A 13432-nucleotide genomic window follows, 5' to 3' on the forward strand; every position below is an offset into this window, starting at 1 on the left:
CCACAATAGCAGGCGGCCGGCGGCGGTGTCGGCGAACGCGCCGGGGAACGGCCGGGTCAGCGCGCGCGCGAAATCGTGCAGCCGCTCGGCCGAGGCCAGCGAGTCGATGCGGCCGTCTTCCGGCTTGCGGCCGCCGAAGTAGCCGCCCAGGCTCAGGTCCTGTTGGACGTGCGGCGCGTCGCCGGCGATCAGGCCGGGCAGGCTGCGCCACAGCACCATTTCGGCGGCGACGGTCACCTTGGCGAACACCTCGTCGGCGGAGTCGTCCGGCAGGATGGGCACCGCCATTTGGTCGACGATCGGGCCGTTGTCCGGCTTGACGTTCATCTGGTGCAGCGTGGCGCCGGTTTCGGTCTCGCCGTGGATGACGGCCCAGTTGATCGGCACCCGGCCGCGGTACTTGGGCAGCAACGAGCCGTGCATATTGTACGCGCCGCGCCGCGCGGCTTCCAAGAGCGGAGCCTTCAGCATGTGGCGATAGTAGAAGGAGAACAGAAAATCGGCCTGGCACGACTGGACCTGCTCCACTACTTCCGGCGCGTTGGGATCGTCCGGCGTGATGACCGGGATGCCGTAGTCGCGCGCGACTTGGGACACGCTGGCGAACCAGATGTTTTCGTTCGGGTTGTCCTGGTGGGTGACCACCAGCGCGACCTCGACGCCGCGGCCGATCAGCGCCTTCAGGCAGCGCACGCCGACGTTGTGGTAGGCGAAGACGACGGCACGGCTCATGCCTGGCCTCCCTTTTGCTCCAGCACCGCCTGAATCACGTAGCGCGGGCGCGAGCGGACTTCCTGGTAGATGCGGCCGATGTATTCGCCCAAGAGTCCGATGCCGAACAGCGCGAGGCCGATCAGGAAGAAGGCGATGGCGAACAGCGTGAACACGCCGCCCACTTCCGGCCCCAGGATCAGCCGGCGCAGCAGCAGGTAGACCACCAACAGGCCGGAGCCGGCCGACACCGCCATGCCCATCAGCGAAAACCATTGCAGCGGGACGATGGAGAAGCCGGTCATCAGGTCGAAGTTCAGCCGGATCAGGCTGTACAGCGAGTACTTGGATTCGCCGGCGAAGCGCTCTTCATGGCCGACGACGACTTCGGTCGGATGCTGGGAGAACTGGTAGGCCAGCGCCGGAATGAAGGTGTGCAGCTCGTTGCACTGGTTGATGGTGTCGATGATGCGGCGGCTGTAGGCGCGCATCATGCAGCCCTGGTCGGTCATCTTGATCCGGGTGAGCTTCTCGCGCAGGCGGTTCATCGCCCGGCTGGCCAGGTGGCGCCACATGCTGTCGTTGCGCTGGCGGCGGATGGAGCCGACGTAGTCGTGGCCCTTGTCCATTTCGGCCAGCAGCAGTTGGATGTCTTCCGGAGGATTCTGCAGATCGGCGTCCAGCGTCACCACGCGCTCGCCGCGGCTGTGCTCGAAGCCAGCCAGGATCGCGCGGTGCTGGCCGAAGTTGCCGTTGAACAGCACCACGCGGGTGACGTCGGGCCGCAGGCCGAACTGGTCGGCCAGCATGGCCGCGCTCTTGTCGCGGCTGCCATCGTTGACGAACACGATCTCGTAACGCAGGTTCAGCGCGTCCAGTGCCGGGTACAGGCGGTCGAACAGCGCCTGCAGCACGTCCTGTTCGTTGTAGACCGGGATGACGACGGAAAGGTTGATGGCGGTATTCATGTCTCTCAGTGTAAAACGGCGCGCAGCGCGGCGCTGAAGGTTTGGCAGACGCGGAGCACGTCTTCGTCGCGCATCGCGGGGAACAGCGGCAGCGTGACGGTGCGCGCGCCGATGTCTTCGGCTACCGGATATTGCCCTGCGGCGTAGCCTTTGTAGCGGAACAGCGCGAACAGGTGCATCGCCGGATAGTGGACGCCGACGCCGATGTTCTCCGCCTTCATCCGGGCGATGAACTCGCCGCGGCCTATGCTCATCCGCTCCAGCGGCAGCAGCGGCTGGAACATGTGCCAGTTGCTGTTAACAAAGTCTTCCGGCGGCAGTTCGCAGCCGAGCGAGCGGTCGAAATGCTGGAAATACAGGCGCGCCAGTTCGCGGCGGCGGGCGTTGAAGCGGTCCAGCTGTTTCAGCTGGCCGAGGCCGATCGCCGCGGCGATGTCGGTCATATTGGCCTTGCCGCCCAGCACGTCCACGTCCATGGTGCCGTCCGGCAGCCGGGTGACACCCTGCAGCCGCAGCTTCTCGAACAACCGCGCTTCTTCCTCGTTGTTCAGCACCAGGCAGCCGCCTTCGCCGCTGGTCATGTTCTTGTTGGCGTGAAAGCTGAACGAGATCAGGTCGCCGCCGCGGCCGATGGCCTCGCCGTTCCAGCCGGCGCCCATCGACTGGGCAGCGTCTTCGACCACGCGCAGCTTGTGGCGGCCGGCGATGTCGTACAGCCGGTCGCGGTCCACCGGCAGGCCGGCCAGGTCCACCGGGATGATGGCGCGGGTGCGCGGCGTGATCGCGGCTTCGATTTTGGCCAGGTCGATGTTGCGGGTGGCGGGGTCGGCGTCGACGAACACCGGCGTCGCGCCCACCTTCATGATCACGTTGGCGGTGGCGATCCAGCTCAGCGGGCAGGTGATGACCTCGTCGCCGGGGCCGATGCCGGCGATTTGCAGCGCCATCTCGAGCGCGGCGGTGGCCGACGCCGCCAGCCGCACCGGGCGGCCGCCGCAGAAGGCCGACAGCTCGGCTTCCAGCTGCAGGCAGCGCGGGCCGGTGGTGATCCAGCCGGAGCGCAGCACGTCGCCGACGGCGGCGATGGTGTCCTCGTCTATCGAGGGACGGGTGAAGGGCAGGAATTCCATGTCGGACCTTTGCGAAAATCAGCTGCGGGCGACCAGCACCACGCCGACGATGATGACGGCGATGCCGACGAGCTTCTGCGCGGCCAGCGCCTCGCCGAACATCCAGTAAGCCAGGAGCGCGTTGACCACGTAGCCGATGGATAGCATCGGGTAGGCGACGCTGACTTCGACCCGCGACAGCGCCATGATCCATACCACCACGCTGATCGCGTAGCAGGACAGGCCGCCGATGATGGGCAGGTTGGTGGCCAGCGACCAGGCTGTCGGCCAGGCGTTGGCCAGCGAGAAGTCGAAGTGGCCGATCTGGCGCACGCCGGCTTTCAAGCACAGCTGCGCGGCGGCATTGAGCAGCACGCCGAACAGTATCAATCCGAATTCAATCAGTTTCATGCATTCATTTCCAAAAACAGACTCCCCCTATGGGAGGAATTAAGGCTTGGCCACCACCATCCGCCGCGGGTCCTGGTAGATCACCTTCATCGGCAGGCCCTGCTTTTGCAATTCCCGGTAAGTGTCGTCGCCCAGCATCGCCACCGCCTTGGGCGCGGCGCGCCAGCGTTCGGCGAATTGCTCGAGGCGCGGCAGCCAGTGTTGCGGCTCTTGCCCCTCGCCGAATTCGAACTCGTCGACGAAGTCCACCAGCGTCACCGGCCGGCCGACATAGTAGGGGAAGGTCTGATCGTAGTAGCGCACCGAGTAGATTTCGCTGTCCGGCGTCAGGTAGGGCTGGATCTGCACGACGATCTCCTTGCTGCCCTTCAGGCGGCCATAGCTGTCGTGGCCGCTGGCGGCCAGCGTCACCGCGATCAGGCTGCCGAAGGACAGCGCGGCGAGGGCGGCCAGCATCCGTTCCTTCCCCAGCGCGTGCCAGGAGAACACGGCCGCGATCAGGAACGCCGCCGCGCCGGCGGCGATGAAATGGGCGAAGGGCAGGATCACTTCCGGCGGCGAGTCGACGCTGGCGAAGCGGCCGGCGAACGGCCAGGCGGCCAGCAGCGCCAGCCACAGCAGCGCGGGCATGGCGATGTGCTTCTTCAGTTCGGCCGGCGCCATGCGCGACAGGCTGTGCGCCAGCATCAGCGCCAGCGCCGGGAACATCGGCAGGATGTAGGACGGCAGCTTGGAGCTGGACTTGCTGAAGAAGGCGAAAATGAACACGCACCAGATCAGCAGCAGGCGGCCGATGCGCAGACCGGCGGCGCGGTCAGCCCAGGCATCCCTGACCATGCGCGGCAGCAGCGTGGTCCACGGCAAGAGGCCCAGGATCAAATAGGGCACGAAGTACCACGGCGCGCCGGTGCGCTTGTGCTCGGTGGTGAGGAAGCGCTCGAAGTGCTCGCGGATGAAGAAGAAGTGGGCGAAGTCCGGATTGCGTTCAGAAACCAGCACAAACCACGGCGCGGTGAGCGCGAAAAACAGCGCCAGGCCGCTGAGCCAGTGCATCCGTTTCCAGAATGCCCATTGCCAGTTGACCAGGCTGTACAGCACCAGGGTGGCGCCGGGGATCAACAGGCCGATCAGGCCCTTGCTCAGCGTGGCGCCTGCCATCGCCGCCCAGGTCAGCCACATCGCCCAGCGGGTTTCCTCGCGGCTGGCCTCTTCGCGTTGCGCCAGCAGGAAGCCGCACAGCGCTACGGTCAGGAAGAAGCTGACGCCCATGTCCAGCGACAGGAAATGGCTGTTGGCGACGATCCAGGCCATGCCGCCGGCGGCCAGAGCCGCGTAGCGCTCGGCGTCGATGCCCCACATCCGCCGCGCGGTGAGCGACACCGCCGCCACGCTGAGGAAGCCGGTGAGTCCTGGCCAGAAGCGGGCGGCGAATTCATTGACGCCGAAGGCGGCGAAGCTCAGCGCCCCCATCCAGTATTGCAGGATGGGCTTCTCGAAATAGAGCAGGCCGTTGAGGCGGGGCGTGATCCAGTCGCCGCTGTGCAGCATGAACAGCGAGATCGTCGCGTAGCGGCCCTCGTCGGCATGGATCAGGCCGCGGTAGCCCAGGCTGCCGAACCAGATCAGCGCGAACAGCAGCCATAGCGCGATCTCCTGCGCGCGCGGCACGACGGTGGCCTTGGTGGTGTGCATCGGTATTCCGGAATCGTCGATCGAAATCGGTCAAAAAAGCGAACTGGCTAGGATAACCGATCCGCAAGTTTCTGTGCGTTGCCCGTTTGTAACCAGCGGCGGCTCACACCCAATCGCGCGGCGGCAGGAAATCGGTGTACAGCTCGGCTTCCGGGCTGCCCGGCTCTGGCTGGTAGCCGTATTCCCAGCGCACCAGCGGCGGCATCGACATCAGGATGGATTCGGTGCGGCCGCCCGACTGCAAGCCGAACAGCGTGCCGCGGTCCCAGACCAGGTTGAATTCGACGTAGCGTCCGCGGCGGTACAGCTGAAACTGGCGTTCGCGGTCTCCCCAGGCTTGTTCCTTGCGCCGGGTGACGATGGGCAGATAGGCGTCCAGATAGCCGTCGCCGACCGCGCGGGTGAAGGCGAAGCTCTTGTCGAAGCCCCATTCGTTGAGGTCGTCGAAGAACAGGCCGCCGATGCCGCGCGCCTCGTTGCGGTGCTTCAGGTGGAAGTATTCGTCGCACCATTTCTTGTAGCGCGGGTAGACCTCGCCGCCGAACGGCGCGCACAGGTCGCGCGCCACCGTATGCCAGTGCACGGCGTCTTCTTCTTGCGGGTAATACGGGGTTAGGTCGAAGCCGCCGCCGAACCACCACACCGGCGGCTCGCCGTCCTTTTCCGCGATGAAGAAGCGAACGTTGGCGTGGCTGGTGGGCACATGCGGATTGGACGGATGGATCACCAGCGACACGCCCATCGCTTCGAAGCAGCGGCCGGCCAGCTCCGGCCGGTGCGCGGTGGCGGAAGCGGGCAACGCATCGCCGTAGACGTGGGAAAAATTGACGCCGGCCTGCTCGAACACCCCGCCGCCGGCCAGCACCCGGCTGCGCCCGCCGCCGCCGGCCTCGCGGCTCCAGGCATCCTCGGCGAATTGGGCTTTGCCGTCGGCCTGTTCCAGCGCCGCGCAGATGCGGTCTTGCAGGTCCAGCAGGAAGGATTTGACGGCGTCGCTATGCGGGTGGCTCATGGTGGGATCTGTCTCGCAAGGAAGTTGGAGCAGATTGTAGCAGAGGCGACATCGCGAAGATGAGGCAGAGGGGCAATGAAAATTGCCCGCCGGGAGGCGGGCAATCGGCAAGGCTTTAGAACTGGTAGCTCAGGCCGGCTTTGAACAGATTGATGCCATTGGTTTTCAGGCCTGCATCGTCCCCTGCCTGGTAACGGGCGGCGATGTATTCGTATTCGCCGCGCACGGACAAGTTCTTGTTGACGGCGTAGCTGGCGCCGAAGCCTACGCCGGCTTTGACATTGCTTTTCTTCTCGGAGAAGGAGCCCGAAGGGCCCTGTAGCTTGGTGTTGGCATGAACATTGTTCAGACTGAGTTTGCCAAACACTTCCAGATTGTCCGCCACCGGCAAAATGCCGAGGACAGCCACGCGCTCGGCGCGCAGAGCAATCGACGGCGTGAGGGTGCCGCGAGGGGTGGCGATGTCGCCTTGCATCTTGCCGAAATCGGCGTAGGACAGTTCAGTCGCCAGGTAGGGGTTGATGCGGTAACCGGCGCCGATTTCCCAGCTGGCGCCGCCCGCTTTGTTGTTTTGCAGTTGCACGCCTCCGGTATCGCCGAACATTTTCATTTTGCTGGAGTTGTATCCCAGATTGCCGAACACGTAGGCGCCGTTGTCGGCGGCGTGGGCGGTCAGGGCGGACAGGCTCAACACGGATGCGATAATGATGTGTTTCATTTTAATCATTAGGTTTTATTAATAGAGTAAACATTCTCTAGGAAGAACGCGGCTGATTTGTCTGGCTTGTGATGGGGGTGAGAGTAGGTTCTGTAACTAAATGTAAAACAGGACTTACATGAACAATCTGTCATGAAGAGGTTGGCCGGGATTTGTCTCTAGTATCCGGGCGCAAACAAAACCGCCCGCGGACGGCGGGCGGTTTGATTGACGGGGAGGGGAGGCTTCAGGCCGCCGCGAATGCGGTCCAGCCGCAGGCCTGTTCGACCGGTTGCGTCGGCTTGGGCTGGCTGTTGAAGAACTTCAGGCTGCGCTGCAGCACTTCGGCGCGCTCGTTGTCCACCATCACCATATGATAGCTGTTGGACAGCGGCATGAAGTCCACCGGGCCGCCCAGGTATTGCATCAGGTGGTGGGCGGACCTCGGGCTGGTGATGTCGTCCTCGTCGGCGTGGACGATCAGCGTGGGACAGGTGATCTCGGCCAGGCGCGGCAGCAATTGGCGGCGCAGGCGGTCCACTTCGCGGATGCACATCAGCGGGATGTAGGCGTAGTGGAAACGGTCGCCGCGTTCGAAGCGCTGCTGGATCGCCTTGCGGATGCGGGCGTTCTTGATGCCGAATGGCGACACCTCGGGCACGCGCATTTTCTTGGCCAGCCGGGGAACGTGATACACGGCGTGGCGCAGCCAGGTCAGCTTGGGCAGGCTCCAGCCGTCCAGAAACACCGGAGGCGCGTACAGCGCCAGCTTGTCCTGATGCTTCTCGCGGCGCGCCACTTCCAGCGCTACCAGGCCGCCCAGGCAGACGCCGGCCAGGTGCACCACTTTGTGCTTGGCCTTCAGCGCGCGGTATTCGGCGCGAATGCTTTCCACCCAATCTTCCCAGCCTACGCCGAGCAGGTCTTCCGGCGAGCCGCCGTGACCGGGCAGCACCGGGGAGTGGGTAACGATGTCGGCGTCTTCCAAAGTGCGGCCCAGCGCGCCCAGATCATAGGCTGTGCCGCCGAGTCCATGCACCAGCAACGCCGCCGGTCGTGAGGAAACCATTCTGCATATTCCTGTCATTTCTAATGATGGGAATTATCGGCAAATGGCGGCAAGCGGTCTGTGGGCTTCCTGTCGATGCTTTGTGACAATGAGTGACTTATTGCCCGCTAGGGGCCGGCTGCGCAATGATCATGCGAAAACGCGCGCCGCCCAGCTCGCTGGAGCCGGCGCTGGCGTGGCCGTGGTGGTGTTCGGCGATCAGGCGCACGAAGGACAGGCCCAGACCGTGGCCGCCGGTGGCGCGGTCGCGGCTGCGGTCCAGCCGCAGAAAAGGCTCGAACACTTTGTCGCGGTCTTCCTCCGGGATGCCGCAGCCGTCGTCGTCCACTTCCATGATCAACTGAGAGCCCTGGTGGTAGACCCGCATCCTGACTTGAGATTGAGCGTACTTGAACGCGTTCAGCAGCAAATTGCGGGTGGCGATGTACATCAGCTTGCGGTCGAAGGCGCCGTCTTCGCGCGGGCATTCCAGCGACAGCGACAAGTGCGCCGGCTTCAGCGGCGTGACCAGATCGATCAGATCGTCGAACCAGTCGAACAGGTCCACGGTTTCCAGGTGCAGCGGCACCTCGCTGCGGCGCAGCTTGGCGAACTCCATGCTGGTGCTGATCAGCTCCTCCAACTCCAGCATGTCGCGTTCCATGCCGTCGCGGTAGCGCTTCCACTCCGTCGGGTCTTCTTCCTCTTCCAGCATGGTCAGGCCGAAACGCAGCCGGGCGATGGGCGTGCGGATTTCGTGGGCAATGGCGTGCGACAGCGCCTGACGGGTTTCCAGCTGGCGCTCCAGACGCGAGGCCATGCTGTTGAAGGCCAGCGGCAGCGGCGCGAACAGCCGGCTCTTGGCCGAGCGGGCGCGGGCGCTGAAATCGCCCTCGGCGAACACTTCGGCGGTGCGCCGCACTTCCAGCAAGTCGGTCCACAGCGGGCGCAGGATGAAGTAGAGCAGGGTGCCCAGCGTGGCGCCGGACAGCAGCATCCAGATCAGCAGCACCTCGATGTCCTCGCTGATCCAGTTGCTGTCGTTGGACTGCATGTCCAGCGGGCCCAGCGCCAGCAGCCCGGGGCGGGACGGCGCCGACGCGTACAGGATTTGACTGTCTGCGTCGAGGTAGGGCTGGCCGTGGCCCAGCACCGCCAGCGCCTTGTCGCCCAGCTCGGCAGGGGGCTGGTCCAGCAGTCGGATCGGGTAGCTGAAGCGGCTGGCGATGGAGGCCAGCTCCGCGTTCCAGCGCTGCGGCGGCTGGTCCCGCAGCCTGTCTTGGATCAGCGCCACCGTGCCGCGCATGAACAGGGTCTTGCCGGCCTGGTCGCTGTTCTCGTACAGCTTGGTCACCAGGAAGCCGAAGCCGATGATGATCAACAGCTGTATCAGCATGGTGATCAGGAAGTAGCGGGCGAACAGCGTACCCAGCGATGGGCGCAGCCAGCCGCGGAGGTTCTTGGACGGCATCGGCTATTCCCAGTCGCTGCGCGAGAACAGATAGCCCTTGCCGCGCACGGTCTTGATCCGCGCCGGCGCGTCCGGATTGTCGCCCAGCTTGCGGCGCAGCCGCGAGATGCGGGCGTCGATCGAGCGGTCGAGGCCGTCGAAGCCGATGCCGCGCAACTCGCTCATGATGTCGTCGCGCGACAGCACCTGGCCGGCATGGGTGGCCAGCAGCCACAACAGGTCGAACTCGGCGGTGGTCAGCTCGATCTGCTCGTCGCCCAGCAGCGCTTCGCGGGTGGCCTGGCTGATGCTGAACTGGCCGAAGGTGATGCCGTCGTTTTCGATGGCGACACCGCCGCTCTCCTGGCGGGCGCCGCCGCTGCGGCGCAGCAGCGCGCGGATGCGGGCCAGCAGCCGGCGCGGCTCCACCGGCTTGGCCAGATAGTCGTCGGCGCCCAGCTCCAGGCCCAGAATCTCGTCCACGTCCTCGTCGCGCGCGGTCATCATCAGGATGCGGCCGCCGTAGTGGGGGCGGACATCGCGGCAGACGTCGAAGCCTTCCTTGCCCGGCAGCATCACGTCCAGCACCACCAGGTCCGGACGGGTTTCCAGGATGAAGGCGGGCGCGGTGTCGCCGCGTCCGTGCAGGCTGACCTGGTAACCGTGCTTGGTCAGGTAGGCGGCGATCAGTTCGGCCAGTCTGGCGTCGTCTTCGACAATCAGAATGTGTTGTGGCATTGCGAGGTATCCCGATTTCCCAGCAAAAATAGTAACACGGGCGCATCGGGCTGGCAGGCTTGTGTTTCGGCTGCTATGCCGACAGAATCAAAGCAGCAGTACCCAAGCCGGACCGCGGCGGACAGATGGGCTGCCGCCGCAAGCGCCGGGAGAAATAGAGAGAACAGGGACATCCTTATGCAACAGGTCAAACAGTGCGTGGTCTGGCTGCTGGTGGCGCTGGCGGGGGCGACGGCCTTCGCCATGGTGGCGCTCAACCGCGGCGAGACGATCAACGCGGTGTGGCTGGTGGTGGCCGCCTTGTCGGTCTACGCGATCGCCTACCGCTTCTATGGCCGCTTCATCGCCGACAAGGTGCTGGAGCTCGACGCGCGCCGGCTGACGCCGGCTGAGAAATTCAACGACGGGCTCGATTACGTGCCCACCAACAAGTGGGTGGTGTTCGGCCACCACTTCGCCGCCATCGCCGGCGCCGGCCCGCTGGTGGGCCCGGTGCTGGCCGCGCAGATGGGCTACCTGCCGGGCACGCTGTGGATTCTGGTCGGGGTGATGCTGGCGGGGGCGGTGCAGGATTTTCTCACCCTGTTCCTGTCGATGCGCCGCGACGGCAAGTCGCTGGGCGAGATGATACGCCAGGAGATGGGCGACATCGCCGGCGTGATCGCCTCCATCGGCGTGCTGATGATCATGGTGATCCTGCTGGCGGTGCTGGCGCTGGTGGTGGTCAAGGCGCTGGCCGACAGCCCGTGGGGCACCTTCACCATCGCCTGCACCATTCCGATCGCGCTGTTCATGGGCGTGTACACCCGCTTCATCCGTCCGGGCAAGATCGGCGAGGTGTCGGTGATGGGCTTCATCCTGTTGATGCTGGCCATCGTCTACGGCGGCGACGTCGCCAAGAGCGCGACGCTGGCGCCGCTGTTCACGCTGAAGGGCACCACGCTGGCCTGGACACTGATCGGCTACGGCTTCATCGCCTCGGTGCTGCCGGTGTGGCTGCTGCTGGCGCCGCGGGACTACCTGTCCACCTTCCTCAAGATCGGCACCATCGTCGGTCTGGCCATCGGCATCCTGGTGGTGGCGCCGCCGCTGCACATGCCGTCGGTCACCAAGTTCATCGACGGCAGCGGCCCGGTGTTCGCCGGCAACCTGTTCCCCTTCCTGTTCATCACCATCGCCTGCGGCGCGGTGTCCGGCTTCCACTCGCTGGTGGCTTCCGGCACCACGCCTAAGCTGATCGAGAACGAATCCCACGCCCGCATGATCGGCTACGGCGCGATGCTGGTGGAAAGCTTCGTCGCCATCATGGCGCTGATCGCCGCCTGCGTGCTGGACCCGGGTGTCTATTTCGCGATGAACAGCCCGGCGGCCCTGATCGGCAAGACCGCGGCGGACGCCGCCCAGGTGATCTCCGGCTGGGGCTTCGTCATCACGCCGGACGCGCTTACCCAGTTGGCGGCCGACGTCGGCGAGCATACCGTGCTGTCGCGCGCCGGCGGCGCGCCGACGCTGGCGGTGGGCATGGCCCATATCCTGTCCGGCGTGATCGGCGGCAAGACCATGATGGCGTTCTGGTACCACTTCGCCATCCTGTTCGAAGCGCTGTTCATCCTCACCACCGTCGACGCCGGCACCCGCGTGCTGCGCTTCATGATCCAGGACCTGCTGGGCGTGTTCATCAAGCCGATGGCCAACACCGAGTCTTGGGCGGCCAACTTCGTCGCCACCGGCCTCGCCGTCGCCGCCTGGGGCTATTTCCTGTACCAGGGTGTGGTGGATCCGCTGGGCGGCATCAACACGCTGTGGCCGCTGTTCGGCATCGCCAACCAGATGCTGGCCGGCATCGCGCTGACGCTGGCCACTGTGGTGTTGGTGAAGATGCAGAAGACGCGCTACGTGTGGGTGACCGCGCTGCCCACTGTCTGGCTGCTGCTGGCCACGCTGACCGCCGGCTGGCAAAAGCTGTTCGCCACCAGCCCCAAGATCAGCTTCCTGGCCCACGCCGACAAGTTCTCCGCCGCCGCGGCCAAGGGCGAGCTGCTGGCGCCGGCCAAGAACATGGCGCAAATGCAGCAGATCATCTTCAATGATTATGTGGACGCCACGCTGACCGCGCTGTTCATGGCGGTGGTGCTGGCGATGCTGGTGTTCGGCATCCATGTGATCCGCAAGTCGCTGGCGGTGAAGTGGGTGACGGCCAAGGAAGTGCCGGCGGTATACCGGCAGGAGGGCGCCAATGGCTGAGTTATGGAGGGCGGTGGTGCGCACCGCCCGGCTGATGGTGGGCCAGCGCGACTACGATGTCTATGTCAGCCGTCGCCGTCGTTTCGATCCCGAGGCCCAGGTGATGAGCCGCGAAGCGTTCTTCCGCTATTGCCAGGAGCAGCGCTACGGCGGCAAGGGCGTGAGGAAGTGTCCGTGCTGAGCCCTCTCGGCTCGGCATAGAAAACGCCCGGCTTGGCCGGGCGTTTTTCATTCATCTTCCCTTGGCGTGGGGTCAATGCAGCAGCGTCGCGACGCCGGCGTTGATCAGGCCGCCGCCGACGATCAGCCAGCCGAACAGCGCGCTGGCCAACAGCAGCGGCTTGGCGCCGGCCTGGCGGATGGCCGAGATGTGGGTGGTCAGGCCCAGCGCGCCCATCGCGGCCGCCAGCAGCAGGTTGTCCAGCGAGATGATTTGTTGCAGCAGCGCGCGCGGCAGCAGGTCGAAGGAGTTGAAGCCGGCCACTATGAGGAAGGCGACGGCGAACCAGGGGATGGAGATCGGTTGCTTCTGCGTTTTGCTTCCGCTGTGCTTGGCCGCAAGCCAGGCGGACAGGGCGATCAGGAACGGCGCCAGCATCATCACGCGGATCATCTTGGTGATCACCGCGGTGTTCATCGCCGCGTCGCTGACCGATTTGCCGGCGGCGACGGCCTGCGCCACTTCGTGGATGGTGGAGCCGGCGAACAGGCCGTAGCTGAATTCCGAGATGCCCAGATGGCGCACCGCGTCGTACATCAGCGGCCACAGGAACATCGCCGCGGTGCCGAACACCACCACGGTGGCCACCGCGACGGCCACTTTCTCCGCATGGGCCTTGATCACCGGCTCTGTGGCCAGCACCGCGGCCGCGCCGCAGATCGAGCTGCCGGCGCCGATCAGGATCACGCTCTGCTCATCCAGGCCCAGTTTTTTGCGGCCCAGCCAGAAAGCCAGCAAGAAGGTGGAGGTCAGCACCAGCGCGTCGATCAGCACGCCGGAGAAACCGACGGCGGCGATGTCCTGGAACGTCAGCTTGAAGCCGAACAGAATGATGCCGGCGCGCAGCAGCTTCTGCTTGGAGAAGGTCACGCCGTGGTGGCTGGGCTCGGCAATGAAACGGTAGACGGTGTTGCCGACGATCATGCCGCCGACGATGGCGAGGGTGAGGGCCGACAGGCCCAGGCTTTTCATCGCCGGAAGCTCCGCGGCCCAGATGGCCGCGCCGGCCAGGCCCAGCGACAACGCCAGGCCGGGAATCAGGTTGCGATAATTGGTCATATGTTAATGCCTCTTTGGTATATGCCCAAGATACGCCACTGTTGATAAGTAAAAAAACGGATAAAATTAATAG

General features: G+C 65.0%; 13 protein-coding genes. 2 read left to right on the forward strand and 11 right to left on the reverse strand.

The window, feature by feature from the left end; translation table 11 throughout:
* The 10 genes from LQR33_RS07190 to LQR33_RS07235 form a co-directional block, all read right to left on the reverse strand.
* Window positions 1-732, reverse strand: a 732-nt coding sequence (locus LQR33_RS07190; RefSeq protein ID WP_231468178.1) for a formyltransferase, incomplete at its 3' end; no start/stop codon positions are given.
* Window positions 729-1679, reverse strand: coding sequence for a glycosyltransferase (locus LQR33_RS07195; RefSeq protein WP_221663994.1), 951 nt, complete (start codon window positions 1677-1679; stop codon window positions 729-731). The genes LQR33_RS07195 and LQR33_RS07190, both read right to left, overlap by 4 nt.
* A gap of 5 nt (window positions 1680-1684) precedes the next feature.
* Complete coding sequence (locus tag LQR33_RS07200) at window positions 1685-2809, reverse strand: DegT/DnrJ/EryC1/StrS family aminotransferase (protein WP_231468180.1); 1125 nt, start codon at window positions 2807-2809, stop codon at window positions 1685-1687.
* A gap of 18 nt (window positions 2810-2827) precedes the next feature.
* The gene (locus LQR33_RS07205) at window positions 2828-3199 is read right to left on the reverse strand and encodes an SMR family transporter (RefSeq protein ID WP_021476900.1); all 372 of its coding nucleotides are present in this window, start codon (window positions 3197-3199) and stop codon (window positions 2828-2830) included.
* Between the two features lie 39 nt (window positions 3200-3238).
* A complete protein-coding gene (locus LQR33_RS07210; RefSeq protein ID WP_231468183.1) occupies window positions 3239-4891 on the reverse strand; it encodes an ArnT family glycosyltransferase in 1653 nt (550 codons plus the stop codon).
* A 103-nt stretch (window positions 4892-4994) separates the two neighbouring features.
* Window positions 4995-5903, reverse strand: a complete 909-nt coding sequence (gene hemF / locus LQR33_RS07215) for an oxygen-dependent coproporphyrinogen oxidase (RefSeq protein ID WP_231468185.1) — start codon at window positions 5901-5903, stop codon at window positions 4995-4997.
* Window positions 5904-6018: 115 nt separating this feature from the next.
* Window positions 6019-6621 carry an outer membrane beta-barrel protein gene (locus LQR33_RS07220; protein WP_221667623.1) on the reverse strand — a complete coding sequence of 201 codons (603 nt, stop codon included), beginning with the start codon at window positions 6619-6621 and terminating at the stop codon, window positions 6019-6021.
* A gap of 226 nt (window positions 6622-6847) precedes the next feature.
* A complete protein-coding gene (locus LQR33_RS07225; protein ID WP_046156140.1) occupies window positions 6848-7669 on the reverse strand; it encodes an alpha/beta hydrolase in 822 nt (273 codons plus the stop codon).
* A 97-nt stretch (window positions 7670-7766) separates the two neighbouring features.
* Entirely contained in the window at window positions 7767-9119 is a 1353-nt protein-coding gene (locus tag LQR33_RS07230; protein ID WP_221663987.1) for an ATP-binding protein, read from the reverse strand.
* Between the two features lie 3 nt (window positions 9120-9122).
* Complete coding sequence (locus LQR33_RS07235; RefSeq protein ID WP_021476894.1) at window positions 9123-9836, reverse strand: winged helix-turn-helix domain-containing protein; 714 nt, start codon at window positions 9834-9836, stop codon at window positions 9123-9125.
* Between the two features lie 177 nt (window positions 9837-10013).
* Here LQR33_RS07235 and LQR33_RS07240 point away from each other — a divergent pair, with 177 nt between their 5' ends.
* Together LQR33_RS07240 and LQR33_RS07245 are read left to right on the forward strand one after the other, a co-directional pair.
* Window positions 10014-12080 carry a carbon starvation CstA family protein gene (locus LQR33_RS07240; RefSeq protein WP_166439430.1) on the forward strand — a complete coding sequence of 689 codons (2067 nt, stop codon included), beginning with the start codon at window positions 10014-10016 and terminating at the stop codon, window positions 12078-12080.
* Window positions 12073-12261 (forward strand): YbdD/YjiX family protein, encoded by a 189-nt coding sequence (locus LQR33_RS07245; RefSeq protein ID WP_166439429.1) that lies wholly within the window; start codon window positions 12073-12075, stop codon window positions 12259-12261. Before LQR33_RS07240 ends, LQR33_RS07245 begins: the two co-directional genes overlap by 8 nt.
* A gap of 72 nt (window positions 12262-12333) precedes the next feature.
* On the opposite strand, the gene LQR33_RS07250 is transcribed toward LQR33_RS07245, so the two are convergent.
* Window positions 12334-13359, reverse strand: a complete 1026-nt coding sequence (locus LQR33_RS07250) for a YeiH family protein (protein WP_231468187.1) — start codon at window positions 13357-13359, stop codon at window positions 12334-12336.
* Between the last annotated feature and the right edge of the window lie 73 nt (window positions 13360-13432).

It is taken from the genome of Chromobacterium piscinae (assembly GCF_021129175.1).
In the GTDB taxonomy this organism is placed as follows: Bacteria; Pseudomonadota; Gammaproteobacteria; order Burkholderiales; family Chromobacteriaceae; genus Chromobacterium; species Chromobacterium piscinae.